This window comes from Pseudomonas sp. KCJK9111 (assembly GCF_046231935.1).
In the GTDB taxonomy this organism is placed as follows: domain Bacteria; phylum Pseudomonadota; class Gammaproteobacteria; order Pseudomonadales; family Pseudomonadaceae; genus Aquipseudomonas; species Aquipseudomonas parafulva_B.
The window spans coordinates 132,945-157,646 of record NZ_JBJJMO010000002.1 but is presented as its reverse complement, the minus strand read 5'-3'; the positions used below and the strand labels follow the sequence as shown (position 1 = coordinate 157,646).

30 protein-coding genes are annotated in these 24,702 nt (G+C 62.0%); 21 read left to right on the top strand and 9 right to left on the bottom strand.

The features are described from left to right. Positions 1-4: 4 nt before the first annotated feature. Positions 5-769, bottom strand: a complete 765-nt coding sequence (cobF, locus tag ACK59L_RS01730; RefSeq protein WP_409271485.1) for a precorrin-6A synthase (deacetylating) — start codon at positions 767-769, stop codon at positions 5-7. A gap of 299 nt (positions 770-1,068) precedes the next feature. On the opposite strand from cobF, the gene gloA reads away from it, so the two are divergent. Both gloA and ACK59L_RS01720 read left to right on the top strand, forming a co-directional pair. Beyond that, complete coding sequence (gloA, locus tag ACK59L_RS01725; protein ID WP_409271483.1) at positions 1,069-1,596, top strand: lactoylglutathione lyase; 528 nt, start codon at positions 1,069-1,071, stop codon at positions 1,594-1,596. A gap of 93 nt (positions 1,597-1,689) precedes the next feature. Beyond that, a complete protein-coding gene (locus ACK59L_RS01720) occupies positions 1,690-1,932 on the top strand; it encodes a hypothetical protein (RefSeq protein WP_409271481.1) in 243 nt (80 codons plus the stop codon). 59 nt (positions 1,933-1,991) lie between these two features. Here ACK59L_RS01720 and ACK59L_RS01715 read toward each other — a convergent pair whose 3' ends face one another. Beyond that, on the bottom strand, positions 1,992-2,813 hold the full coding sequence (locus ACK59L_RS01715) for a shikimate 5-dehydrogenase (protein WP_144964186.1): 822 nt from the start codon (positions 2,811-2,813) through the stop codon (positions 1,992-1,994). 217 nt (positions 2,814-3,030) lie between these two features. Between ACK59L_RS01715 and ACK59L_RS01710 the strand changes: the two genes are divergently transcribed. The 3 genes from ACK59L_RS01710 (at position 3,031) to ACK59L_RS01700 (ending at position 4,888) form a co-directional block, all read left to right on the top strand. After that, on the top strand, positions 3,031-3,213 hold the full coding sequence (locus tag ACK59L_RS01710) for a hypothetical protein (RefSeq protein WP_409271479.1): 183 nt from the start codon (positions 3,031-3,033) through the stop codon (positions 3,211-3,213). A 281-nt stretch (positions 3,214-3,494) separates the two neighbouring features. After that, positions 3,495-3,857 (top strand): response regulator, encoded by a 363-nt coding sequence (locus ACK59L_RS01705; protein WP_409271477.1) that lies wholly within the window; start codon positions 3,495-3,497, stop codon positions 3,855-3,857. 152 nt (positions 3,858-4,009) lie between these two features. Continuing rightward, on the top strand, positions 4,010-4,888 hold the full coding sequence (locus ACK59L_RS01700; protein WP_409271475.1) for a DMT family transporter: 879 nt from the start codon (positions 4,010-4,012) through the stop codon (positions 4,886-4,888). Between the two features lie 72 nt (positions 4,889-4,960). On the opposite strand, the gene ACK59L_RS01695 is transcribed toward ACK59L_RS01700, so the two are convergent. Continuing rightward, on the bottom strand, positions 4,961-5,161 hold the full coding sequence (locus tag ACK59L_RS01695) for a hypothetical protein (protein ID WP_409271473.1): 201 nt from the start codon (positions 5,159-5,161) through the stop codon (positions 4,961-4,963). A 298-nt stretch (positions 5,162-5,459) separates the two neighbouring features. Between ACK59L_RS01695 and pbpG the strand changes: the two genes are divergently transcribed. Continuing rightward, positions 5,460-6,386: a D-alanyl-D-alanine endopeptidase gene (pbpG, locus tag ACK59L_RS01690; RefSeq protein WP_409271471.1), complete on the top strand. Its 927-nt coding sequence runs from the start codon at positions 5,460-5,462 to the stop codon at positions 6,384-6,386. Positions 6,387-6,410: 24 nt separating this feature from the next. On the opposite strand, the gene ACK59L_RS01685 is transcribed toward pbpG, so the two are convergent. Next, positions 6,411-6,857: a hypothetical protein gene (locus tag ACK59L_RS01685; protein ID WP_409271469.1), complete on the bottom strand. Its 447-nt coding sequence runs from the start codon at positions 6,855-6,857 to the stop codon at positions 6,411-6,413. 165 nt (positions 6,858-7,022) lie between these two features. Between ACK59L_RS01685 and ACK59L_RS01680 the strand changes: the two genes are divergently transcribed. The 9 genes from ACK59L_RS01680 to ACK59L_RS01640 all read left to right on the top strand — a co-directional run bounded on the left by ACK59L_RS01680 (position 7,023) and on the right by ACK59L_RS01640 (position 14,553). Next, entirely contained in the window at positions 7,023-8,357 is a 1,335-nt protein-coding gene (locus ACK59L_RS01680; protein WP_196134962.1) for a lysine N(6)-hydroxylase/L-ornithine N(5)-oxygenase family protein, read from the top strand. Between the two features lie 166 nt (positions 8,358-8,523). Then, positions 8,524-9,717, top strand: coding sequence for a PepSY domain-containing protein (locus ACK59L_RS01675; RefSeq protein ID WP_058603898.1), 1,194 nt, complete (start codon positions 8,524-8,526; stop codon positions 9,715-9,717). Further along, positions 9,714-10,253, top strand: coding sequence for a thiamine pyrophosphate-binding protein (locus tag ACK59L_RS01670; protein WP_144964194.1), 540 nt, complete (start codon positions 9,714-9,716; stop codon positions 10,251-10,253). The genes ACK59L_RS01675 and ACK59L_RS01670 overlap by 4 nt, the downstream gene beginning before the upstream one ends. Then, complete coding sequence (locus ACK59L_RS01665; RefSeq protein ID WP_027914698.1) at positions 10,250-10,570, top strand: hypothetical protein; 321 nt, start codon at positions 10,250-10,252, stop codon at positions 10,568-10,570. Before ACK59L_RS01670 ends, ACK59L_RS01665 begins: the two co-directional genes overlap by 4 nt. Then, complete coding sequence (locus ACK59L_RS01660; RefSeq protein WP_409271466.1) at positions 10,567-11,133, top strand: DUF6162 family protein; 567 nt, start codon at positions 10,567-10,569, stop codon at positions 11,131-11,133. The genes ACK59L_RS01665 and ACK59L_RS01660 overlap by 4 nt, the downstream gene beginning before the upstream one ends. A 15-nt stretch (positions 11,134-11,148) precedes the next feature. Further along, positions 11,149-12,051 (top strand): metal ABC transporter substrate-binding protein, encoded by a 903-nt coding sequence (locus ACK59L_RS01655; protein WP_058637321.1) that lies wholly within the window; start codon positions 11,149-11,151, stop codon positions 12,049-12,051. Then, complete coding sequence (locus ACK59L_RS01650; protein WP_196186617.1) at positions 12,048-12,794, top strand: metal ABC transporter ATP-binding protein; 747 nt, start codon at positions 12,048-12,050, stop codon at positions 12,792-12,794. The genes ACK59L_RS01655 and ACK59L_RS01650 overlap by 4 nt, the downstream gene beginning before the upstream one ends. Next, positions 12,794-13,693 (top strand): metal ABC transporter permease, encoded by a 900-nt coding sequence (locus ACK59L_RS01645; protein ID WP_144964198.1) that lies wholly within the window; start codon positions 12,794-12,796, stop codon positions 13,691-13,693. Before ACK59L_RS01650 ends, ACK59L_RS01645 begins: the two co-directional genes overlap by 1 nt. After that, entirely contained in the window at positions 13,690-14,553 is an 864-nt protein-coding gene (locus ACK59L_RS01640) for a metal ABC transporter solute-binding protein, Zn/Mn family (protein WP_145255283.1), read from the top strand. Before ACK59L_RS01645 ends, ACK59L_RS01640 begins: the two co-directional genes overlap by 4 nt. 362 nt (positions 14,554-14,915) lie before the next feature. On the opposite strand, the gene ACK59L_RS01635 is transcribed toward ACK59L_RS01640, so the two are convergent. From ACK59L_RS01635 to ACK59L_RS01615, 5 genes are all read right to left on the bottom strand, one after another. Continuing rightward, positions 14,916-15,986 (bottom strand): DUF1615 domain-containing protein, encoded by a 1,071-nt coding sequence (locus tag ACK59L_RS01635; protein ID WP_409271462.1) that lies wholly within the window; start codon positions 15,984-15,986, stop codon positions 14,916-14,918. Between the two features lie 112 nt (positions 15,987-16,098). After that, positions 16,099-16,818 carry an alpha/beta fold hydrolase gene (locus ACK59L_RS01630; RefSeq protein WP_196134955.1) on the bottom strand — a complete coding sequence of 240 codons (720 nt, stop codon included), beginning with the start codon at positions 16,816-16,818 and terminating at the stop codon, positions 16,099-16,101. Then, positions 16,815-17,036: an MbtH family protein gene (locus ACK59L_RS01625; RefSeq protein WP_409271460.1), complete on the bottom strand. Its 222-nt coding sequence runs from the start codon at positions 17,034-17,036 to the stop codon at positions 16,815-16,817. Before ACK59L_RS01625 ends, ACK59L_RS01630 begins: the two co-directional genes overlap by 4 nt. A 134-nt stretch (positions 17,037-17,170) precedes the next feature. Further along, complete coding sequence (locus ACK59L_RS01620; protein ID WP_023536132.1) at positions 17,171-17,572, bottom strand: hypothetical protein; 402 nt, start codon at positions 17,570-17,572, stop codon at positions 17,171-17,173. Between the two features lie 48 nt (positions 17,573-17,620). Then, positions 17,621-17,914 carry a DUF1330 domain-containing protein gene (locus tag ACK59L_RS01615; protein ID WP_058603887.1) on the bottom strand — a complete coding sequence of 98 codons (294 nt, stop codon included), beginning with the start codon at positions 17,912-17,914 and terminating at the stop codon, positions 17,621-17,623. A 75-nt stretch (positions 17,915-17,989) separates the two neighbouring features. Here ACK59L_RS01615 and ribBA point away from each other — a divergent pair, with 75 nt between their 5' ends. The 6 genes from ribBA to ACK59L_RS01585 all read left to right on the top strand — a co-directional run bounded on the left by ribBA (position 17,990) and on the right by ACK59L_RS01585 (position 24,652). Beyond that, positions 17,990-19,108, top strand: a complete 1,119-nt coding sequence (gene ribBA, locus ACK59L_RS01610; protein WP_409271457.1) for a bifunctional 3,4-dihydroxy-2-butanone-4-phosphate synthase/GTP cyclohydrolase II — start codon at positions 17,990-17,992, stop codon at positions 19,106-19,108. A gap of 184 nt (positions 19,109-19,292) precedes the next feature. Beyond that, positions 19,293-20,318, top strand: coding sequence for an ABC transporter substrate-binding protein (locus tag ACK59L_RS01605; protein ID WP_058603885.1), 1,026 nt, complete (start codon positions 19,293-19,295; stop codon positions 20,316-20,318). Next, positions 20,315-21,232 (top strand): ABC transporter permease, encoded by a 918-nt coding sequence (locus ACK59L_RS01600; protein WP_027914685.1) that lies wholly within the window; start codon positions 20,315-20,317, stop codon positions 21,230-21,232. The genes ACK59L_RS01605 and ACK59L_RS01600 overlap by 4 nt, the downstream gene beginning before the upstream one ends. A gap of 5 nt (positions 21,233-21,237) precedes the next feature. Then, positions 21,238-22,047, top strand: coding sequence for an ABC transporter permease (locus ACK59L_RS01595; RefSeq protein WP_023536057.1), 810 nt, complete (start codon positions 21,238-21,240; stop codon positions 22,045-22,047). Positions 22,048-22,065: 18 nt separating this feature from the next. Further along, positions 22,066-23,214 (top strand): ABC transporter ATP-binding protein, encoded by a 1,149-nt coding sequence (locus tag ACK59L_RS01590; RefSeq protein WP_409271454.1) that lies wholly within the window; start codon positions 22,066-22,068, stop codon positions 23,212-23,214. Positions 23,215-23,344: 130 nt separating this feature from the next. Then, on the top strand, positions 23,345-24,652 hold the full coding sequence (locus ACK59L_RS01585; protein ID WP_409271452.1) for a substrate-binding domain-containing protein: 1,308 nt from the start codon (positions 23,345-23,347) through the stop codon (positions 24,650-24,652). The last annotated feature ends 50 nt before the right edge of the window (positions 24,653-24,702 follow it).

The window sequence follows — 24,702 nt, the reverse complement described above, 5'->3', positions numbered from 1 at the left end:
TTGGTCAATCCGTAGTCGCGAACACTTCACGACGCAGCAAGTAGATGTCCATTATCCAACCCTTGCGCCGACGTTGACTTGCCCGGGCCTCCAGGATGCGTGCCTTGACCGCTTCCAGGGGCCCGGCGATCAGCATTTCGTCCGCGGTTCCCAGGTAAGCGCCCCAGAAGATCGTGAGCGCTGGATCCGACAGTGCAGCGAAGGCGCAGTGACTGTCGAGCATCACCACAACATTATCGATGCGCTCAAGATTCGCCAGCCGCCGCCCCGGCACCACGATCAACGGCCCACCGACACGCGTGAGCGCGATCTGATGACGGGCGGCCAACAGCTGCATGCTGCTTATTCCGGGTAGCACCTTCAAAGCAAGCGACACCCCCCGTTCACGCACCAGCTCCATCACACGCAGCGTGCTGTCGTACAAGCCAGGTTCACCCCACAGCAAAAATGCGCCGGTCTGCCCTGGCTGCAGTTCCGTTTGCAGCGCGGCGGCATAGGCTGCCGCCCTCTGTTGGTGCCAGACTTCAATGGACGTTGCATACCCTGAGGGCTGTCTGGCGCGTGGCGGGTCGGTGATCTGCACGATGCGATAGCTGTGGTCTGGCAGGTAGCGTTGCAGAATCGCCTTGCGCAACCCCAGAAGGTCTTGCACCTCGGGGCCTTTGTCCATGACAAAAAACACGTCCACACCGCGCAGTGCATCGACCGCCTCATAGGTCAGGTGGCGAGGATCCCCAGCGCCGATGCCGATCAGCAGTACCTGTTTCATCTACCCTCCTCGTACGCTTTCGTCCAGTTGCGACAAAGCAACCGGCCATGAACTTGATCGCGTCAACACCATGATGAAACCTCAACACTGGCTTCACACTTTTTTCACAGCGCCGCAGGCACCATGAACACAGCTAACGGACTAGCGACCCCATCACGCGCCCGCACACGCGGGCCTCTAATTCCAGCGCCCTGCCTTGAGCAGGGCGCTTTCATTTGCGCAATCGTTTCACTTCCGTATCATGAGCAGCCTGTCCGTTTCGCCGGGTCCTGGCACCCGGCCCCGTCTCAGGAGTTTCCATGAGCTTGCACGATCTGCAAACCGTTCCGGGCGTCACCCCACAGCCTGACGTTGCCACTGCCCAATTCGTCTTCAACCACACCATGCTGCGGGTCAAGGACATCCAGAAGTCGCTGGATTTCTATACGCGCGTGTTGGGTTTCCGCCTGGTGGACAAGCGTGATTTCCCAGAGGCTGCTTTCAGCCTGTACTTCCTGGCCCTGGTCGACCCCGCCCAGATTCCAGAGGACGACCATGCCCGCCATCAGTGGATGAAGTCGATCCCAGGCGTGCTTGAGCTTACGCACAACCATGGCACCGAACAGGATGCCGACTTCGCCTACCACGATGGCAATACCGATCCACGCGGCTTCGGCCACATCTGTGTATCGGTGCCGGACGTGCGTGAAGCCTGCGCCCGCTTCGAAGCCCTGGGCGTGCCGTTCCAGAAACGCCTGCAAGACGGGCGTATGAACCACTTGGCCTTCATCAAGGACCCAGATGGTTACTGGGTCGAGGTCATCCAGCCTGGTGAGCTCAAAGCTTAAGGCTCACAGGCCACGCTCGTCGGGCGTCCGCCTGCATGCCCTTTGCTGTGGTATATAAAGTAAAGGCTTCATTGCCACAGCGAGGTACCGATCATGCAATCGCTCCAGTGTGAATACCGCAAGCACCTCATCACCGCCAGCGTGATGCCTCACCCTGGCTCGCCTTTACCTTTTGCGGCAGGCTGCCTGATCACGGCGCCTGACGGCCATGTCAGCCGGCGGCTATCGATGCCCATGAAGTTCTTCAGCGACTTGGACAATGCTCAGCATGTGTCGCTGGCGTATGGTCGTGCACTGGTTGACGAGCAATTGGATAAGGCCAGGCAAGCGTTCTAATCGCTGCAGCGACCAGCTCAACGTGCTGGTGGCCGAATAGTGCAGGATCTGCCCCTGGCTCAACCTTGGCGCGCGTAGGCCACGGCAGCTTGTACCTGCTCAGGGGTTGGTCTGATGCCGGTGTACAGGACAAATTGCTCCAACGCCTGCAATGCGATGACCTCGAGCCCGGTGATCACTTGCTTGCCAAGCTTCTCTGCATGCTCGATCAGAGGTGTTTGCACTGGCATGGCCACGACATCGAATACGCGCTCGGACGCAGCAATTGCCATCTCGCTGAACGCGAGCTGCTGCGCCTCTGGCCCACCGGCCATGCCCACCGGGGTAACGTTGATCAGCATCGGCGGGCAAAGGTCGTCAAGCTCAGGCAGCCAGCGGTAGCCGCACACATCGGCCAGCTCCCGCCCGGCCTGCTCGTTACGGGCGACAATGATGCCTTCGCCAAACCCTGCGTCCCGCAACGCGCTGGCCACCGCCTTGGCCATGCCACCGCTGCCACGCAAGGCGAACGCCGTAGCCGGGTCGACCTTGTGCTGCGTCAGCAACTGCCGGACTGCCAAATAGTCCGTGTTATAGGCTTTGAGGTGGCCCTCGGTATTGACCAGGGTGTTGACTGAATCGATTGCCGCAGCCGACGGGTCGATTTCATCGACCAACGCCATGCACGCTTCCTTGTACGGCATCGAGACACCACAACCACGAATCCCAAGCGCCCGGATGCCTGCTACGGCTGCCGGCAAGTCATCGGTGCGCATGGCCTTGTAGTAGAAATCAAGGCCAAGCTGCTCGTAGAGGTGATTGTGGAAGCGAACACCGAAGGTGCCTGGGCGGCCTGCCAGGGAAATGCACAGCACGGTATCCCTGCTGGGGGTAAGGGGCATACACGATCCTCTTGCGGTGTACGGACGGTGAATGAGCCTAGCAGAGCGGATGGCTCAAGCCTACCGGCTCGACACTGCGCGTGACGCTGTGCTCAACGGTCATTGCACAATGACGCCTGCACGTTAGGCAAAACTGATAAGCACTATTGAGCACATTGATTTCAGTCGCGCCCACAGCGTCGGTACAGTAACCCCATGTTTTAGCGGAGGGCTGCAGATGGCCACCATCGAGATCATGTCCGTTATCGGCTCGGCAGTACCGGCCAATTTGCGCGATCAGGGCCTGCTGGCTTGCTGGTACCTGGTCAGCAACGGCGAGCCGGTCAGCGGACCGATGCCAAGCCTGGCCAGTGCCCGCGCCCTGATTGAAAAGTTGCACCCCGGTGCCCTCCTCGCCTGACACGAACATTTAGCGCTGCTCCCTGTTGCCCGCCACTGTGCGGGCTTTTTTTTTGCCTCATGACCATGCACAGGCTGCCGACTCTTGAGCCAGGCCCTTGAGATGCCCACTGCTGCGTATTGGAAAACTCGTCCGAGCAGCGGGGATGGTCAATAACAGGGGTTGTACAAAGGGCGGCGATCTTACCAATAGTTGTACAAACCGCACCGCTCATCCCCTCAAGGCAACAGGTCGGGCTCTGTGTCCTCGGAAAAGGCATAGACGGAATATGGTCAGCGGTGATGATTGGAAAACGGATTTTGGTCGTCGAAGACGAACCCGCTTTGCGAGAGTTTCTGTCTTTGATCATTGAAGAAGCAGGCGCTCGGGTAATGGCGGTGGAAACCGCAGCAGAAGGTATTCTTCAACTCGACAAGCAACCCTGGGCAGCGGTCGTGACCGATGTTCGTACGCCCGGCCCGTTCGATGGCTGGGACCTTGCCTGGATGGCTTACGAGCAATGTCCATGCTTGCCCGTGATCGTGACGAGTGGTGGCTACAGCAAGGTCGATATGCCATTGCCACCCACTGCAGCGTTCATTGGCAAGCCTTGGTCGATTGATGACATGATCTGCTTATTGATGCGCTGTACCAAACCCGGTTAGGCCACCGGTTGATAACCTGGATGGGGCCACTGGGTGGTGGATTGAACAATTGCCATTGACCGGGCGCTGAATTATCTTTGCGATCTTTGGGTACCGCTGACGAAAATTGCTCGGCATAGCATTCGGTATAAATGCCTGCCCAAGGATTCGTCATGTCGAAAAATACCCTGTGGTCGATTTCGCTTCTGGCTGTCACGGCGGTGTGGGGCTGGAGCTTCGTGGCCAAACACGACACGCTGACCCTCATGGCTGCCTCCACCTTGAATGCGTGGATGTTCAGCCTGGCAGCAGCGGCCTTGTTTCCCTTCTCGATTCGCTCGTTTCGACTGATGAACCTAGGCACGCTGTTGAATGCGGGCTTGGCCGGGGTCGTGTTGTTCATGGCTTTTTCGCTGCAGACCTCCGGGACCGCGCTGACTACGCCCTCCAATGCCGGCTTCATCACGGGCCTGTGCACTATTTTTACACCGGTGCTGCTTTACCTCATGGGCAAGGGTCGCCCGAGCCTCAAGCAAGGGATCGGAACCGGGATCGCGGTATTCGGACTTGGCCTGCTGAGCCTGGACGGGTTCACCCTGCACTACGGTGACTTGCTAGTGCTGGGGTGTGCCGTGTGCTTCGCCTTGCATATCGTGATGGTATCGACGTTCACCACGCCAGCGCTGGCCATGGCATCGGCTTCGATTCAACTGGGCGTCGTCGGCGCGCTTTCGCTGATATGGAGTGTGGCGAACAACGCGTTCTCCGTGCCCACCACGCTGCCTGTCACCGCCACCCTACTGGCATTGGCGCTGCTGGCAACAGCCTTGGCTTACGCGATCCAGAACCGCGCCCAGGCGGTGTTGGCCCCGGAAAAGGTGGCGTTGATATTGATATGCGAGCCAATTTTCGGTGGCCTGTTCGGCTACTTCCTGGCCGGTGATCGCTTGCCTGCCGAGCGCCTGGCCGGCGCAGGCTTGATCCTGGTCGGGTTGGCCGTGACAGAGCTTCGACTCACAGGCATTGGCTCGCTTGCCTGGCGCAGGTCCTAAGGCTTTTGCGATACGCAAATAACAGCGGGCCTGTGGGTGTTGGGCCCGCTGCGAGGCATCATCTGCTTCCCATCACTCAGGCTTGGGCGCATCTTCATCTTCATCTTCATCTTCATCTTCATAGGTGAGGTCTACGACGAGCTTCACTGCATCCTCGTCATCTTCGAGCAATTGCACATCCCCCTGCTGATCCTCGACCTCGTAGAGCTCATCGAGATCGTCACGCTGGTACCACTCCGGGATGTCGTCTCCGCGATACGTCCTCAACTTCACAACCATGCCTGGATCCTCCGTGTGTTCAAAGGTGACAGGGCTGGGTCCCATGGAGTTCACCTCAAATCAGTAAAACAGCCCAAGCGGCTCTAGGCGGTGGGCGACCAAGGGCCGTAGGGGCTGAACAGAGTTGGGGCAGCCGAATTGCTGTAGCCCTAACCGCAGGATTAAATTCTCTTCACCTTGCGCCCATTGGTGATAAGGCAATCGACACGGCTTGAGCCATACTCCAGAATGCGCCGGCTAGGGGAAAACCCTCGCAATGCCAACGACATAGCCCCCTTTAGTGAGCCTCAACGTGAAAACGATCCTGTCTACCCTCAGCCTTTTGTTGTTGCTCACAGGTACCGTGACCCCCATCAGCACCGCTGTCGCTGCACAGCCCGCCGCCCAGCTGCAACGTGACCCTGCCAAGCTGCACCTGGCCTCCGGCAGCGCCCTGTTGATCGACCTCAACAGCAACAAGGAGCTGTACGCCAGTCACCCAGACCGCGTGCTGCCCATTGCGTCGGTGACCAAACTGATGACGGCCATGGTCGTGCTCGACGCCAAGCTGCCCATGGACGAAATGCTGACCATGACCATCGCCAACAACCCGGACATGAAAGGCGTCTACTCCAGGGTTCGGCTCGGCAGCCAGCTGAATAGACGCGAGACGCTGCTGATCACCCTGATGTCCTCGGAAAACCGCGCCGCGACCACCCTGGCCAACCACTACCCTGGCGGTTACCCGGCGTTCATCAAGGCAATGAACGCCAAGGCACGCAGCCTGGGCATGAGCCATACCCGCTACATCGAGCCCACCGGTCTTTCGACTCAGAACGTCTCCACTGCACGCGACCTGACCAAACTATTGATGGCGTCGCGCAAGTACCCCCTGTTGAGTACGCTGTCGACAACCCGTGAGAAAACCGTAGCGTTCAGCAAACCCAACTACACACTCGGGTTTCGCAACACTGACCACCTGGTGAACAAGAGCAACTGGGACATCAAGCTGACCAAGACCGGTTTCACCAACGAGGCTGGGCACTGCCTGGTGCTGTTGACCCGGATGGATAACCGGCCGGTCGCCATGGTCATTCTCGATGCATTCGGCAAGTACACCCACTTCGCCGACGCCAGCCGTATGCGCCAGTGGCTGGAAACGGGCGCGACCAAGCCGGCCCCGGCGGTGGCCATGCAGTACAAGGCCGATCGGCACAAGGCGCGATTGGCCGCTGACTGACTCCCAGGGTTTGGTCAGTGCCTGCTACGCACGGGTGCTGACCAGGCCACCGGCACTGCCGCCACCGCTTTGCTGCAACAGTTCCAGCAATTGTGCCGAGGCCGCGATGATCTGGCTGCTGAGCGTGGCAATGCTGCTCTGCTTGGTGCTGATGGCAGCCATCTTCGCGGTCTCTTCCATGTCACTGTTCATCAGCGCTGCCAGTTGTTTCTGCTCTTCTGCCAGCTGTTTCTGCAACGCCTTGATCAACTCGCGCAACAGCTTGACCGCCTCTGGCTCGTCGCTGTCCTCGCCCTGGGCCGCTTGTGCCTGGCCTGTGGCCTTGGCTTTGAGGCTGTCACTGGCGATGCTCAGCGGGCCGGGCGCCTCGCCTGCCTGCACGCGCCGTTCGCGCTCGCCGGCAGCGTCAACGCTCAGCGTCTGGGCTGAGACGCCGTTGATCAACAGAGTGCTCGAGGTGATTGCGACCATGATGATTCCTTGCTCCAAAACCGGTCCTTGCCCCATTTATCGGCTACGACGGCCTTGTCTTGAGCCCTGCTAAATTCCCTCTTGGTTGGCTCGTTCCAGAAGATGTACCAGCGCGGTAGCCGGATCACCGGTGAGCGTCCACATCGACCTTATGGAATCGCGGCCATGACCCAAGCCCCACAGCAGGAAACCATCAAAGATCTGATCGGCGTAGGCTTCGGCCCGTCCAACCTGGCGCTGGCAATCGCCCTGGAAGAGCTTGCCGAAAGCCAAGGGCGTGCCCTGGACGCGCTATTTATCGAAAAGCAGCGAGACTATCGCTGGCACGGTGAAACCCTGGCCACCCAAAGCGAGTTGCAGATCTCCTTCCTCAAGGACCTGGTATCCCTGCGCAACCCCACCAGCCCCTACAGCTTCGTCAATTACCTGCACCAGAAGCAGCGCCTGGCCGACTTCATCAACCTGGGCACCTTCTACCCGTGCCGACTGGAATACAACGACTACCTGCGCTGGGCTGCCGAACACTTCGCGACCCAGGCGGTATACGGTGAAGAAGTGCTGCGCATCGAACCTGAACTCACCCAGGGCCGCGTCGAACACCTGCGCCTGGTGTCCCGTGATGCCGAAGGCCGGGAATACAGCCGCAGGGCCCGTTCGGTGGTTGTGGGTAGCGGCGGTACACCGAAGATTCCGGAAACGTTCGCAGCCTTCAAGAACGACCCGCGCGTGTTCCACCATTCCCGCTACCTCAGCAGCCTCAGCCAGCTGCCCTGCAACGCCGGCAAACCGATGCGCATCGCGGTCATCGGCTCAGGCCAGAGCGCAGCCGAGGCGTTCATCGACCTCAACGACAGCTACCCGTCGGTAAAGGTGGACATGATCCTGCGCGCCTCGGCACTCAAGCCGGCCGACGACAGCCCGTTCGTCAACGAAATCTTTGCACCCGACTACACCGACCTGGTCTATAACGAACCGGCCGATCAACGCAGCAGGTTGCTCGATGAATACCACAACACCAATTACTCGGTGGTCGACCTGAACCTGATCGAGCGCATCTACGCCATCCTCTATCGGCAGAAAGTGGCTCATCAGTTCCGCCACAATGTGCTGTGCCGGCGCCAGGTAGACGCCGTGGTGGGCAACGCAGAGGGCATCGAGTTGACGCTCAGCGACCTGGCCACCGGCCAGCAACAGACCCACCGCTACGATGCCGTCATCCTGGCCACCGGCTATGAGCGCCGTTCGCACCGGGACTTGCTGGCCCCGCTGGCTGGCTACCTCGAGGATTTCAACGTTGATCGCAACTACCGCGTACTGACCAGCCCCGACCTCAAGGCGTCGGTGTACCTGCAAGGCTTCTGCGAGAACAGTCATGGCCTGAGCGACACCCTGTTGTCAGTTCTGCCCTCGCGGGCCGCCGAGATTGGCCGTGCGCTTTATCAAGACCTGCCCTCGTTGCGCACCCTGCCCCTGCCAGAAGCGGTCCTGTCCCGCGCCTGACAGACGCTTTGCCACCGGCCCCCAGCTTCAGGCGCAGGGGCCGGCTCCCCAGCCTGAAACATTTCCTTGCATTTAAATCGACGGAATTTCGATTCTCATTCGTCCTTATCAATACAGCTCTCCAGGGTTGGGCTTATGCTCGGCCCCTTATTGTGAAGATCGTCTGATGGCCAAAACTCCAAAGAAATCCAAGTCCAGGCTCTGGTTCCTGGTCCACAGCTGGCTCGCGCTGCCGATCTGGTTCTTTGTTCTCATCGTCTGTTTCACCGGCATGCTCGCGGTGGTCAGCCAGGAGATCGTATGGCTGGCCGACCCTGCGGTGCGCGCCAACAAGCCCGATGCCGACGTGGACCGCCTGAGTTTCCAGCAAGTGCTCGATGCGCTGCACAAGGCTGAGCCGGACATGATCGTGGACATGCTTCGCCAGCCCGACGGCTCTCACTTCGCGGTCGTTGCCAACGTTACCCTGCCCGACGGCACCAGCCCTACGCTGTATGTAAACCCCTACACCGGGGCCATCCAGGGCAAGACCCCCGACTTCGATTTCGAAGCCTTCACCCGTGCCTTGCATGGGTGGTGGCTGGTGCCGTTCACCAACGGTTACAGCTGGGGCTGGTACCTTGTTTCACTACTGGGCCTGCCCATGCTGGCGTCCCTGGTCACGGGGCTTGTGGTGTACAAGAAATTCTGGAGAGGCTTCTTCAAGCCGGTGCGCACCGGTCACGGCTCGCGGATTTTCTGGGGGGACGTGCACCGCCTGGCCGGCGTCTGGTCCATCTGGTTCATTGCCGTCATTTCCATTACCGGTACCTGGTTCCTGATCCAAGCCATTCTGGGCGATAACCACGTCACGATTTCCACACGGCCCATCGTGCCGGTGATTGCACGCGAAGACGTGCCGCAGACCACCGACGGCACCCCCGCACCACGCATCGACCTGGACGAAGCCGTGCGCATTGCCGGGCACGCGGTGCCAGGCCTTGAGGTCAGCTTCGTGATATTGCCCGCCACGGCCTACAGCCACATCAGCCTTTCAGGGCCGGGTTGGTACCCGCTGATGTTCCAGAATGCCTCGGTCAACCCCTACACGCGCCAGGTCGACAGCCAGTTCCGCATCAGCGACCGCACGCCCCTGGAGTTCGTCACCGAATCCATGCGTCCGCTGCACACCGGCGATTTCGGCGGGCTGCCGATCAAGCTGGTGTGGTTCTTCTTCGGCCTGGTGTTGACCTTGATGGTGTTCAGCGGCCTGCTCATCTGGACCAAACGCACCGCCCAGGCCACCGCCGCCGCCCTCAAGCGCAGTGAGCGCGCCCCCCGCGTCGCGCAGCGCGAGCCTACCCTGGAGACCCAACCATGAGCCAGGCACACACCCTCGCGCAACGGCCACTGAAGCAGTTCTGGTTGAAGTGGCGCTTTCACCTGAACATTCTGCTGATCCTGATCCCGCTGGGCTTCATGCCTCAGTACTTTGCCGATGCCAAGCTGTTTCGCGGCGAAGCCGGGCTGGGCGCGAACGTCATCCGCGATATCAAGGTAGGGCCATACAGCCTGGACCTGGCTGAAATGCGTGACGAAGTGCCCCAGGCCGATGGCCCGGCCGGCTATTTCAAGGTGTTCAATGCCGCCCTCTGCAAAGGCTGCGCCCAAGAGGTGAAGGCCACCTACCTGCGCATCGGCAAACCGCGCAGCCTGCGCGCCGCCGGCACCATTTTCTTCGGGGCGCCCTACCACATGGGTACCTCCCTTCCGATTGCGCCGCGTACTCGGCCAGATGCCCAGGTGTGGATCACCCTCGAAGGCTGGGACGGCAGCATGCATCAAGCCTCGGTGCCATTGGCCCAGGCATCGCCAGCCACCGTGGCCTGGCTCAAGAAACAAGGAGGCAACAAATGAAACACCTCATGCGTAGGCTCATGCTCCCTTCACTGCTGTTAACCGCCACGGCTGCCATGGCCCACAACCCCATGTGCGAGTGTGAGGAAGTGCCGGGCAGTCAGATCAAATGCACGGGCGGCTTTTCGGACGGGAGCGGTGCACCCGGGGTCACCCTGGATGTGATCGGCTACGACGAACAGGTGCTGGTCGGCGGTAAGCTCGGGGATGACTCCACCCTCACCTTCAAGCGCCCGGATGGCGAATTCTACGTGTTGTTCGACGCAGGCCCAGGCCATGTGGTCGAAGTCGACTACGCCGACATTTCGCAACCATGAGCCGGGTTCAGGTGATTCGCCCGGCCGGCGCCGGGCATGAAACGCTGTATGTGCTTTTGGTCAGTGCATTGATCGTGGCCCTGGCAGCCAGCGTCGTGCTGGTGCGCGGGGAGCGTGTCGACGATCAGCCGATCGCCAGCCATCAAATCGACGCTCGCCGGGACCTGACCCCAGCTGAGCAAGGCCTCTATACCGACCTGCGGGTGGCTTTCGACGAAATACAGTACCTGCGCGAGGAACAGGGCGCCGTCCCCGAGGTGCAGGCGCTGGCGGCCGAGGGGCTGCCGCCTTTCGTCATTGATGCCGGTAGCCAGGGCCGTGGCGATCACCAATGGTCGTCGCTGGCGGGCGGCGCCTACCTGGGCCGCAGCCAGGCGCCGGAAATCGCCGGCCACCTGCTGATGATCCTGCCCGAAGGGGGCGCCGAGGCCGACGTCTGGCTCTACCGAGGCAACCCCAGCCCATCGGTCGATGACCTTGCCCCGGCAAGCCTGATCGCCGTCGGCTGGCGCCAGGTCGTCAGCCACTACGACGCCGGTGTCACCCGCGAACACCGTCACTGACTTAAGGAACGCCCCATGCTTCGCTCCGCCCTCGCCCTGCTCCTGGCCTGTGCCCTGCCCGCTTTTGCCCTGGCCGACCCCGGCAAGCCGCTGCGTATCGGCATCACCCTGCACCCTTACTACAGTTATGTGAGCAATATCGTTGGCGACAAGGCCGAGGTGGTGCCGTTGATCCCGGCTGGTTTCAACCCCCATGCCTACGAGCCTCGCGCCGAGGACATCAAGCGCATCGGGACGCTCGATGTGGTCGTGCTCAACGGCGTCGGTCATGACGACTTTGCCGACCGCATGATCGCGGCCAGCGAAAAACCGAACATCGCCACCATCGAATCGAACCAGAACGTGCCTCTGCTCGCGGCAACCGGCATTGCCGCACGCGGCGCTGGCAAGGTCGTCAATCCGCATACCTTCCTGTCCATCAGTACCACCATTGCACAGGTCAACAACATTGCCCGAGAACTGGGCAAGCTGGACCCGGAAAACGCGAAGCTCTACACGCAAAATGCGCGGGCTTATGCCAAGCGTCTGCGCGCCCTGCGTGCCGAGGCCCTGGCCAAGGTGAGTCAAGCGCCTGGCGCCACCTTCCGCGTGGCCACGATCCACGCTGCCTACGATTATCTCGTGCGTGATTTTGGCCTTGAAGTGACCGCCGTGGTGGAACCTGCCCACGGTATCGAGCCCAGCCCCGCTCAGTTGAAGAAAACCATCGACCAACTCAAAGCGCTGGATGTGCGGGTCATTTTTTCGGAGATGGACTTCCCCTCTGCCTATGTGGAAACGATCCAGCGCGAGTCCGGGGTGCGCTTGTACCCGTTGACGCATATTTCCTATGGCGAATACACCAAGGACAAGTATGAAATCGAAATGAAGCGCAACCTCGACACGGTGGTGCGCGCCATCGAGGAGAACCGCGCATGACCGCCGCCACCCAGGTGCTGCCGGTTTGTGGGCCGCGCATCGAGTTCGAGGCGATCAACCTCGAACTGGGCCGTACGCGCATTCTCGAGCAGGTCAGTTTCAGCGTCGCGGCCGGCTCGGTGCATGCCATCGTCGGGCCCAATGGGGGCGGCAAGAGCTCGCTGATCAAGACACTGCTGGGGCAGATGCCGCATCAGGGTCGATTGGCCATGCATTGGCCCAGCGAGCGGGAGGTGATCGGCTACGTGCCGCAGGCGCTGGAGTTCGACCGCGGCCTGCCCATGACCGTGGACGACTTCATGGCCGCCATGTGCCAGCGCCAGCCCGCCTTTCTAGGGCTGTCCAAGCGGGTCCAGCCGGCCATCGAGGCAGCCCTGACCCACGTCGGCATGCTCGACAAGCGCAAGCGGCGCATGGGCGCGCTGTCAGGCGGTGAGCGTCAGCGGGTGCTGCTGGCGCAAGGGCTGATTCCCGAGCCGCAACTGCTGGTGCTGGACGAACCCATGTCGGCGCTGGACGAAGCGGGTATTCGCGTGTTCGAGCAGCTGCTGGCCAGCTGGCGCCGATCCGGCACCACCGTCTTGTGGATCGAACATGATCTTGAAGCCGTGCTGCGCCTGGCTGACCGGGTCACCGGCCTGAGTCGCCGCGTGCTGTTCGATGCTGCGCCTGCCCAGGCGCTCACCCCTGAGCGTCTGCTCGGCCTGTTCTCCGTCCATCCGCGCAGCGAGAGCCTTGCCTGATGAGTTTCGAATCCTTCCGTGAATTGGTTCAACAATGGGCCGTTCAAGGCTACTTGCCCGAGGCGCTGGCCTACGGCTTCGTGGTCAATGCTTTGCTGGCCGGGTTGATGATCGGGCCGGTGCTCGGTGGCCTTGGAACGCTGGTGGTGGTCAAGCGCTTTGCCTTCTTCTCCGAAGCAGTCGGCCACGCGGCGCTGACCGGCGTGGCCATCGGCATTCTGTTGGGCGAACCCTACACCGGCCCTTACGGCAGCCTGTTCGGCTATTGCCTGTTGTTCGGTATCTTGCTGAATTTCCTGCGCAACCGCACCGGCCTGTCACCTGACACGCTGATTGGGGTCTTCCTGTCGGTGTCCCTGGCGCTGGGGGCCAGCCTGCTGCTGATGCTGGCAGGCAAGATCAACGTGCACATTCTGGAAAACGTGCTGTTCGGTTCGGTGTTGACCGTCAGCGGTCAGGACCTGGTCGTGCTGGGAATCGTCGCTGTACTGGTGCTGGCCTTGGCGCTGCCGCTTTACAACCGCATCATGCTGGCCAGCTTCAATCCGCAACTGGCTGCTGTACGCGGGGTCGCCGTCAAGACCCTGGACTACTTGTTCGTGGTGCTGGTGACCCTGGTCACGGTGGCCGCGGTCAAGGTGATTGGCGCCATCCTGGTGGGTGCGTTGCTGGTCATCCCCGCCGCTGCCGCGCGCCTGGTCAGCCAGTCATTGAAAGGCTTTTTCTTCATCTCGGTGATCATCGCTACCCTGAGCACCTTGTTCGGCATTCTGCTGCCCATTGTCTTCGACCTGCCTGTACCGTCCGGCGCTGCGATCATTCTGGTCGCCGGCCTCTGCTTCGCCCTGGCCGCCCTGGCCCGCGCGCTCGTCCCACGCCTGCAAGGAAACCCGGCATGAACCTCAAACGCCTGTGTCTGGCCCTCGCCCTTACCAGCCTGCCGTCCCTGGCCTCGGCCACCCAAGTGCTGACCACGCTGCCGGTCACCCACAGCCTGGCCAACACATTGCTCGAAGGCACTTCGGTTGAGCTCAAACGCGCTGCGCCGGCGAATTTGCCTGCCAGCCGCCAGCCGTCGTACTTCAGTGGCCGTGGCGAAGCCAGCCTGCACAAGGCGGCCCAGCAGGCTGACGCGGTGATCGGCGTACGCTCGATCTGGCGAGACGATCCGCTTTACCCGGTGGCGCGCCGCAGCAATATTCGCATCGTCGAAATCGACGCCGCTCGCCCAGTCGATGGTGCATTGCCAGGCATCGCCGTGACGGGGGCTGATGCCTACGCCGGCTACCCATGGCTCAGCCCCACCAATCTGGGACGCATGGCCGATGTGGTGGCTAATGATCTGGAGCGGCTGTCGCCCGCGGACAAGGCACGCATTCAGACCAACCTTGCCGGCTTCAAGCAGCAAGTATTGGCACTGGCCGCCAATAGCCAGACGCGCCTGGCCAAGGTGGAAAACCTGACCACCGTCAGCCTGTCGGAGCGACTGGGTTATCTGGCCAGCGGATTGAACCTGGACCTGGTGGATCAGCCGCTGCCCACCGAGTGGGATGCGGCTGCGCTCAAAGCCCTGGCCGATAACCTCAAAAACCAGGATGTGGCCCTGGTCTTGGATCATCGGCAACCAGAGGCTGCGGTGGCGCAGGTAATCAAAGACAGCGGCGCGAAACTGGTTGTCGTGCAGAGCGATAACGAGGACACACTGGCTGGGTTGAAGAGCAGCGTGGATCAGATTGTCGAGGCATTGGGTCAAGGCTGAAGGGGCCTGCGGACAGGCGAAGGGTAACGGGTGGCCGCGGGGCCTTGCGTGATATGAAGGTGGCTTGGGTTCTGGCTTGACCGCCATGCGGGATTCTACGAGCACTTCAAAAGGGCAAGCGTCAGCGCAGTGCCCGTGTAGCGGCCTTGCCGGGGCGCCGGACCGGCCGCGATGGGCTGCGCAGCAGCCCCAGGATTTCAGCTAGGCACCTCATATTGCTGGGGCCGCTATGCGGCCCATCGCGGCCGGTCCGGCGCCCCGGCAAGGCCGCTCCTACACGGGTAATGCGTTACAGCTTGGACTTGTGAAGTGCTCGCTATTTAGCTATCGAGCGCGCGCCGCAGTGAGCCACCCTCACCCAATCACCTACGCATACACCGCTCATAACGCCCATCCACCCGCTCGGCAAACCAGGCAGTGGTCAGCTTGCGGGTGATCTTGGGGCTTTTCAGCTCGATGCCCGGCAACACGGCCCGCGGCAATGCACGGCCGGCCTTGGCATCGGCCAGGGCAAACACCTCCCGGTATAGCCGGGTATCTTCAAAATCCAGTTCAGTTCCCTGCTCCAGCTGACTGCGAATCTGCGGGTTACGCAGGCCCAACTGACGACCCAGCTGACGTGCTGCCCTTTCGGTGGTACCGGGCATGATCGACCCAGGCGCAATCAGGTCACCGTCCAGCGCCAGGTCTATCCCGGTAACCTGGCTGAGCGCCGCCTGAAACGCCGCATTCCGGCTAGCGTACCAACCGGCGTTGAAGTCGGCGAACCGATAGAGCTGACGCTCGTAGTTGGCGGGATAGCCCAACAAATGCGCAATCCCGAAATACAGGCCACCACGGCGTGTGAACACTTCCTGTCGCACGCTGCCCTCGCGCGTGTAGGGATAGGCTTGCGCATGTTTCTCGGCAAAGTCGATGCTCACCTGCATCGGGCCGCCGGTATGTACCGGGTTGAGCCCCCCCAGCAAGGTACGGCCCAAAGGCACCCGCGCGATCACTTCATCGTACAGTTCGCTCAGCTGCTTCTCGGTGCGCACTGCCTGCAAGCGCTGTGCATAGGTCTTGCCATTGCCTGACGGGGTTTGCAGCGCGCCGTCGACCAGCATCCTGGGCACATGCACACGGGCAGCCCGCCGATTGATTTCCTCCCGGGCGATACGGCCCAGCTGGGGCACCTGGGGGTCGGCGTTGAAGGTGGACTCCTGCTCGGTCACAGCCAGTACCGCGCACAGGTTGCGCCTGGAGGGCTCGATACCCTGTGCCTGGAACGCCTTCTGGATATCAGCGGCCCAGCCAGCGCGATCACCGGCGTTGGCGGGCAATAGCCGCATCAGTTCGGCGCGCACCTGCGCAGGGTCAGCCTGGGGTACGGACGCTCGGTGCCCCGTACACCCTTGCAACACGGTCAAGGCCAGAACGCCTGCGGCCAGCATGCGCCCGTTCAGTGGGATGCTCCTGCCAACGTGCGCGCAGAGGGATCGATCAGCATGGTCTGTCCTGAGGGTTGAAATGCCCTAGCCTCGCCGACCCTGGGCAAGACGTCAATCAACCCGTCAGCCGCAGCGGTTCCAAGGCGCTGGTCAATGCCGCCAGCACGCCTGGCTCATGGTCATGGATGAAGAAGTGACCGCCAGGAAACATCTGCAGCGAAAACGAGCCCTGTGTTTCGTGCTGCCAGGCCTGTAGCTGCTCGTGGCTGGCCCGATCCTCTTCGCCACCCAGTACGTGCAACGGGCAGCCAAGCGCGGGCCGCTGACGATACGCATAGGTGCCGCACAGCAGGAAGTCGGCCCGCAGTATCGGCAGTGTCAGGCTCATCAATTCGTCATTGGCAAGCACTTGTTCTGGCGTGCCTTGCAGCTCACGCAATTCATCGATCAGCTCGGTGTCGGACTTCGGCTCGCGCCAGCGCTGGCCGTCGTAGTCTTCCCGGCGAGTAGGCGCGGCAGTGCCGCAGGCGAACAGCGCCAGCGGTGGCGGGCAACCAAGCGCCTGCAGCTCATGGGCCAGTTCAAAGGCCAGCAGCGCGCCCAGGCTATGGCCGAGCAAGGCATAGGGCGTACTGGTCGCCAACCGCTGCTCTTGGGCCAGCTGCCGGGCCAGTCCCTGCATGTCGGTGTGCAGCGCCTCGGCCATGCGTGCGCCGCGCCCAGGCAATTCCACTGGCCGAACCTGCAACCACGCCGGCAGCGCGCGGCGCCACCGGCTGTACACCATCGCACTGGCCCCCGAATACGGCAGGCACAGAAGATTGATCACCGTCACTGCGCGCCAGCTTCAGCCATTTTCTGACGCAGGCTGAGTGGGCGCATGTCGGTCCACACCTCATCGATGTAGGCCAGGCAGTCCTTTTTCAGCCCTGCCTTGCCCACCGCCCGCCAGCCCTCGGGAATCGCCTTGTACTGCGGCCAGATCGAATACTGTTCTTCGTGATTGACCACGACCTGGAACTGGATGTCTTCACGGTCGAAAACTGAAGTCATGTTGCCTGCCTCCTTGAGTGGGATTGCCGCTGCGCACGCGGCGCAGGGGAACTTTCAAGTAGACGTGCAGGGGGTGGAAAAAATTAGGCGACTGGGTGAGGCCGGGCCGGCCTGTGAATGTGAGGCCGGTTCGGTCAGGTATCGCGCAACAGGTCGTGAGTATCGAGCAGGCGGAAGGCAACCTGCGGATTTCGTTCGAGCCCTTTGCGAATGGCCGCCGGTATGGCCTGGCGGGTCTTGCGGCACAACCCAGGCTGATCGTCCAGTTCGATGACGATCCCGCGCATGGTGCGCACTTCATGGTGGCCCGGTGCGATATGCAGCCGGATGCCCAGGTTGTCATACAGCCGACGTTGCAGGCGATAGAGGTCCTCGATGTCCTGAAGGTTCTCCAGGCGTTCGAGCAGGCGCTTTTCTTCCTGTCGGGTGAGCAGCAGGATGCGCCGGGCCGGCTCGCACTCGGTGGCCAGCTGATCGCGACCGCAAATGCAGGCACCGGGCGGGCAAGGTTGGCGCAACGGGACAGGGTTGGTCATTGCCCAAGCATAGCCAGAATTGCGGCGCCTGCTCCAGGCCCGTTGGCATCAGGGCGCGACGCCCTCGACGATGATTACCTCGGCGCACGCCGCACCTTGGCGCAGGCCGCAGGCTTGCTGGTAAAGGTCGGAGCGATAGCAGGCCACGGCCTGGTCATAGGAGTCGAATTCGATGACCACGCTGCGTTGCGGCGTAGGCCGCCCTTCCATGGCCTCACTGCGCCCGCCCCTGGCCAGAAAGCGCCCGCCGTAGGCCTGGAAGGCCGCCGGAGCACGCTGCGTGTACTGCTGATATTGGACCGGGTCGGTCACGTCCACATGGGCAATCCAGTAGGCTTTCATCCGCTTGTCTCCTGCGCTGGGCATTTATGTATGATGGTATACCATAAACAATTAATCTCAGCACGAGCACCTGACATGCCTTTCAATACCATCGATGACATTCTCCAGGATTATCGGCAAGGCAAGATGGTCTTGCTGGTGGACGACGAGGATCGGGAGAACGAAGGCGACCTGCTGATCGCCGCCGAGCACTGCGACGCGCAAGCCATTAATTTCATGGCCAAGCAAGCCCGTGGCCTGATCTGCCTGACGCTGACGGATGAGCACTGCCAGCGCCTGGGCCTGGAACAGATGGTTCCGGCCAACGGCAGCATGTTCAGCACGGCATTCACCGTCTCGATCGAGGCTGCGACCGGTGTCACCACGGGCATCTCCGCCGCCGATCGCGCACGCACCGTGGCAGCTGCCATGGCCGCTGACGCTTGCCCGGAGGACCTGGTACAGCCTGGGCATATTTTCCCGTTGCGCGCTCGCGAAGGCGGCGTCCTCACCCGTGCCGGGCATACAGAGGCCGGCTGCGACCTGGCCCGCCTGGCAGGCTTGAGCCCGGCGTCGGTCATTGTCGAGGTGCTCAACGACGACGGCACCATGGCACGTCGGCCTGAACTTGAGGCCTTTGCGGCCCGCCACGGCATCAAGATCGGCACCATTGCCGACCTCATCCATTACCGGCTGAGCACTGAGCAGACCATCAAGCGTATCGGAGAGCGTGAGCTGCCCACGGTGCATGGCACCTTCCGCCTGGTCACCTATGAAGACCGTATCGACGGCGGCGTGCACATGGCCATGGTCATGGGCCAATTGCGCCGTGAAACGCCTACGCTGGTGAGGGTGCACGTGATCGATCCGCTACGCGACCTGGTCGGCGCCGAGTGGGCGGGCCCGGCCAACTGGACGTTGTGGGCGGCATTGCAGAAAGTGGCTGAGCAAGGAACAGGCGTGGTCGTGATCCTGGCCAACCACGAGTCCTCCCAGGCGCTGCTCGAGCGTGTGCCGCACTTGACCCAACCCCAGCGCCCCTACCAACGCGGGCAGTCGAAGGTGTATTCGGAGGTCGGCACCGGTGCGCAGATTCTTCAAGACCTGGGCGTGGGCAAGCTTCGCCACCTGGGTCCGCCCTTGAAATATGCAGGCTTGGCGGGCTACGAACTGGAAGTGGTGCAAAGCATACCCTTCGAGCCAATGACCGGCTGATCGCAGCGCCTGCATGGCCATCAACCAAATGATGGCCGGTAGCCTGCTGCTACTTGCGAAAAGTTTGGAATACCATAATATGACATTCCGTAGACCTTGAATGTGTAACCGCTGCTCCCCGAATACTGTTGGCGGGCGCACCACAGCCCTGCCTCGAATAACAAAAAGCAACGAGGGCGTAATCATGCTGTTGAGCAAACGTGTAACCGCAGTGCTGTCGGCCAGCCTCCTGACACTGGCCTGCCAGGCCACTCAGGCGGCTGAAAGCCTGAACTTCGTAAGCTGGGGCGGAACGACCCAGGATGCTCAGAAGCAAGCGTGGGCAGCTCCGTTCAGCAAGGCCACCGGCATCAAGGTGGTGCAGGACGGCCCGACCGACTACGGCAAGCTCAAGGCGATGGTCGAAAGCGGCAACGTGCAGTGGGACGTCGTCGACGTCGAGGCTGACTTCGCCCTGCGCGCCGCCAGCGAAGGCCTGCTCGAGCCCCTGGACTTTTCCCAGATCCAGCGCGACAAGATCGACCCGCGCTTCGTTTCCGATCATGGCGTGGGTTCGTTCTTCTTCTCCTTCGTGCTCGGCTACAACGAAGGCAAGCTCGGTGCCAGCAAGCCAACCGACTGGACCGCACTGTTCGACACCAAGACCTACCCCGGCAAGCGCGCCCTCTACAAATGGCCAAGCCCAGGCGTACTGGAACTGGCGCTGCTGGCCGATGGCGTGGCGCCCGACAAGCTCTACCCGCTGGACCTGGATCGCGCCTTCAAGAAGCTCGACACCATCAAGCAAGACATCGTCTGGTGGGGCGGCGGCGCGCAGTCGCAACAACTGCTGGCCTCGGGTGAAGCCTCCCTCGGCCAGTTCTGGAATGGCCGCGTCTACGCCCTGCAGCAAGACGGCGCCCCTGTAGGGGTGAGCTGGAAGCAGAACCTGGTCATGGCCGATTTCCTGGTCGTTCCCAAAGGCGCCAAGAACAAGGATGCAGCCATGAAGTTCCTGGCCAACGCCAGCAGCGCCGAAGGCCAAGCCGAATTCGCCAACAAGACGGCCTACGCCCCGGTCAACACCGACAGCGTCGCCAAGCTGGACAAGGACCTGGCCCCGAACCTGCCGACCGCCTATGCGCAGGATCAGGTTACCCTGGACTTTGCCTACTGGGCCAAGAACGGCCAGGCCATCGCGGCCCGCTGGAATGAGTGGCTGGTCAAATGAAAGTCGCGATCAATGCCCTGCATAACGCCCAAGGTGCCCCTTCGGGCACCGGTGCTCCAGGGGCCGGGCCACGGCGCGCCTCCCTGAGCCAGCGCTGGAAGGGCAGCCGCAACCTGCTGCCAGCCTTGCTGTTCCTGGGCCTGTTTTTCTTCGCACCGTTGGTTGGCCTGTTATTGCGCGGCGTGCTCGAGCCTACGCCTGGCCTTGGCAACTATGAACAGTTGTTCGCCAACTCGGCCTATGCCCGGGTGTTGTTCAACACCTTTTCGGTGGCAGGGCTGGTCACGCTGATCAGCGTACTGCTGGGCTTTCCGCTGGCCTGGGCGATCACGCTGGTACCCAAGGGCTGGGGCCGGTGGCTGCTTAACATCGTCCTGCTGTCGATGTGGACCAGCCTGCTGGCGCGCACCTACTCCTGGCTGGTGCTGCTGCAAAGCTCGGGGGTCATCAACAAAATGCTGATGGCCATGGGCATCATCGACAGCCCACTTGAGATGGTGCACAACCTCACAGGCGTGGTGATCGGCATGAGCTACATCATGATCCCGTTCATCGTGCTACCGCTGCAGGCAACCATGCATGCCATCGACCCGATGGTGCTGCAGGCAGGCTCGGTGTGCGGTGCCAGCCCGTGGACCAACTTCTGGAAGGTGTTCCTGCCGCTGTGCCGGTCGGGGCTGTTCTCCGGGGCGCTGATGGTGTTCGTCATGTCGTTGGGGTACTACGTCACCCCGGCGTTGCTGGGCGGGGCGCAGAACATGATGCTGCCTGAATTCATCATCCAGCAGGTGCAGTCGTTCCTCAATTGGGGCTTGGCCAGCGCGGCGGCTGCCTTGTTGGTGGTCATCACCCTGGTGCTGTTCTACCTGTACCTGAAGCTGCAGCCGGAATCCCCGGTTGGCACTGCGAGGTAAACCACATGCTCTTGTCTCCCAATGCCATGGGCCGGCCGCTTCGCACCGGCCTGTACCTGACCACCGGTGTAATTGCCGCCTTCCTCTTGCTGCCGGTGGTCTTCATCGTGCTGCTGTCGTTCGGTTCGTCCCAATGGCTGGTGTTTCCACCGCCCGGCTGGACGTTCAAATGGTACGGGCAGTTCTTTTCCAACCCTGAGTGGATGGACGCAGCCCTGGCCAGCCTCAAAGTCGCCGTGCTCACCACCGTTGCGGCAGTGCTGCTGGGCCTGCCCACGGCCTTCGCCCTGGTGCGCGGGCGCTTCCCGGGGCGCGAGCTGCTGTACGGCCTGTTCACCATGCCCATGATCGTGCCCCTGGTGATCATCGCCGTAGCGGTGTACGCCCTGTTCCTCAAGCTGGGCTACACCGGGACCTTGTTCGCCTTCGTGGTGAGCCACGTGATCGTCGCCCTGCCCTTCACCATCATCTCCATCATCAATTCCCTGAAGCTGTTCGACCAGTCGATCGAGGACGCCGCCGTCATCTGCGGTGCCTCGCGCCTGCAGGCCATCTTCAAGGTGACCTTCCCGGCCATCCGGCCTGGGATGATCGCCGGCGGGTTGTTCGCGTTTCTGGTGTCCTGGGATGAAGTGGTGCTGAGCGTGATGATGGCCAGCCCCGACCTGCAGACACTGCCGGTAAAAATGTGGACCACCCTGCGCCAGGACCTCAGCCCGGTGATCGCCGTGGCATCGACCTTGCTGATCGGTCTGTCGCTGCTTGTGATGTTCCTTGCCGCCGCCCTGCGTCGGCGTGCCGAAACCAACGCCTGAGCGCGCGGAGATTAACCCATGAGTGCAGTGATCCAAGACAACGCGCGTGGCAGGGCCCTGGTCAGCCTGCGCGGCCTGAACAAGCATTACGGCGACTTCACCGCCGTGGACAACCTGGACCTGGATATTCAGGAAGGCGAATTTCTGACCTTCCTGGGTTCGAGCGGCTCCGGCAAGTCCACCACCTTGTCGATGCTGGCTGGCTTCGAGACTCCCAGCAGCGGCCAGATACTCGTTGAGGGCCAGTCGCTGGTCAACGTGCCGCCGCACAAGCGCGACATCGGCATGGTGTTTCAGCGCTATTCGCTGTTTCCCCACCTGAACGTGCGCGACAACATTGGCTTCCCCCTGGCCATTCGCAAGCTGGGTACGGTTGAAACACGCAAGCGTGTCGATGCCATGCTCAAGCTGGTGCAACTGGAGCCTTTCGCACACCGCAAGCCCTCGCAGATGTCTGGCGGGCAACAGCAACGCGTGGCCATCGCCAGGGCGCTGGTCTACGAGCCGCGCATCCTGCTGATGGACGAGCCGCTGGGTGCCCTGGACAAGAAGCTGCGTGAAGACCTGCAGGATGAACTGCGCCAGTTGCACCGGCGTCTTGGCATTACCATCGTCTACGTCACCCATGATCAGGAAGAGGCCATGCGCCTGTCCCAGCGCATCGCGATCTTCAGCCATGGCAAAATCGTGGGCCTTGGCAGTGGCTACGACCTTTACCAGAACCCGCCCAACGCGTTTGTGGCCTCGTTCCTGGGCAACTCCAACTTCCTGCGCATCAAGGCCAACAGCAATGGCGCAGGCAGCTTCGAAGGCCAAAGCGTCGCCATTCGCCTGACCCCAGGCCTGGGCCAAGATCAGGATGCCCTGATCATGGTGCGGCCTGAGAAAGCCCTTGCCCTGACTGCCCAGCAAGCTGCCGAGCAACCGTTGCCTGCCGGCTGGAACGAAGTCAGCGCCAAGGTCGGCGAGGTGTTGTTCCTCGGTGAAAGCCAAACCTGTCATGTGGTCACCGCAGGCGGTACCTCGTTGACGGTCAAGGCTTTGTCGGCGGCAGGCATGCCGATGCAGCCGGGCGACACCGTCAAGGTACGCTGGGCGGTGGCCGATGCGTGTATCTATACCCAGTGGGCAGAAAGTGACCTGAGCAAATCGGCCGGCGCTCACTGATCCAGGCGCCGCTCATCGTCCGTGCGCAAGTGCCTGCGCACGGCCGCCTGGCGACGTTGCCGCCTTGTCATCACACCATCACGCCACTGCCTTACGCTGCGGCCATTGCCACCGTGAAGGCCCAGTCAGCATGGCCCGCCTGCTCGTCTTCCTGTTGACCGTGCTGCCGATGTTGGCCTGGGCCGAGCCCGTGCACCTGCGCATCCAGGGCTCCAACACCCTGGGCAGTACCCTGCTACCGGCGTTGGTACGGGCGCAGCTGCGTGCCGAGCACGCCACCCAGGTGCAAGTCCACAGCGCTAAGGCGGACAACGAGTCAGTAATCACGGCGACCCGCGCTGACGGCGTAGACATTCAGGTCGATATCGCGGCGCATGGCTCAAGCACGGGCTTTGATGCCTTGGCTCGGGGCGAGGCTGACCTGATCGCCGCCTCTCGCCCGATCAGTGACAGCGAAGCACGGCAGTTGCAGGCATTTGGCGACTTGCGCTCCCCTGCAGCTGAACATGTCATCGGGCTGGACGGTGTCGCCATCCTCGTCAATCCCGCCAACCCCTTGTCTGAGTTGTCCCTGGATCAAATTGCGCAGGTTTTCAGCGGGCAGGTATGGCGCTGGGAGCAACTCGGGGTGGCCGGTGGCGACATCCACCTGTACGCCAGGGACGAGCGCTCCGGGACGTTCGAGACGTTCAGGTCACGGGTCCTGGCGCCTAGGCAGGTCAACCTGGCGCCGACAGCCAGGCGTTTTGAAGCCGGCGAGCGTCTGGCCGCCCAAGTAGCAGTCGATCGCCAGGCCATCGGGTTTACCGGGCTTTCGACCCTCCACGGGACCAAGGTACTGGCAGTGGCCGATGGCACCGCGGCGGCGCTGCTGCCCGAACGCGCCCTGGTGGCCAGTGAGGTCTACCCGCTGTCACGCCGCCTGTTCCTGTATCTGCCCACTTCCCCAAGCCCTCAGGCCACTGCATTGATCGACTTCATCCAGAGCCCCGCCGGTCAGGCCATCGTGGCCGAGCAAGGCTTTGTGTCACAAAAGATCGTGGCCCAGCGTGTGACGCCTGTTGCGAACATGCCTGCCCGGTATCGGGCGCTGGCAGAGCACGCCCAGCGGTTGAGCGTGAACTTGCGCTTTCAACCGGGCAGTGCCGCCCTGGACAGCAAGGCTACCCAGGATGTGCAGCGGGTCATCGATTACCTGAACCAGGCCGGCAAGCCGCACCGCAAGGCCGTACTGGTGGGCTTTGGCGACCCCAAGGACACACCGGGGCGCGCTACCCTGCTCTCGCGCCTGCGCGGCGAGGCGGTACGCCAGGCACTGGCGCGCGGGGGTATCGAGGTGCTGGAAGTGGCGGGGTTAGGTGACCAGATGCCGGTGGCGGGTAACGAGATGGAGCAAGGCCGTTTGCGCAACCGTCGCGTCGAGGTCTGGGTCTATTGAGGCTTGCCGCATGGCATCAAGACTGGAGGGGTCAGCGCCTCCCACGCCCT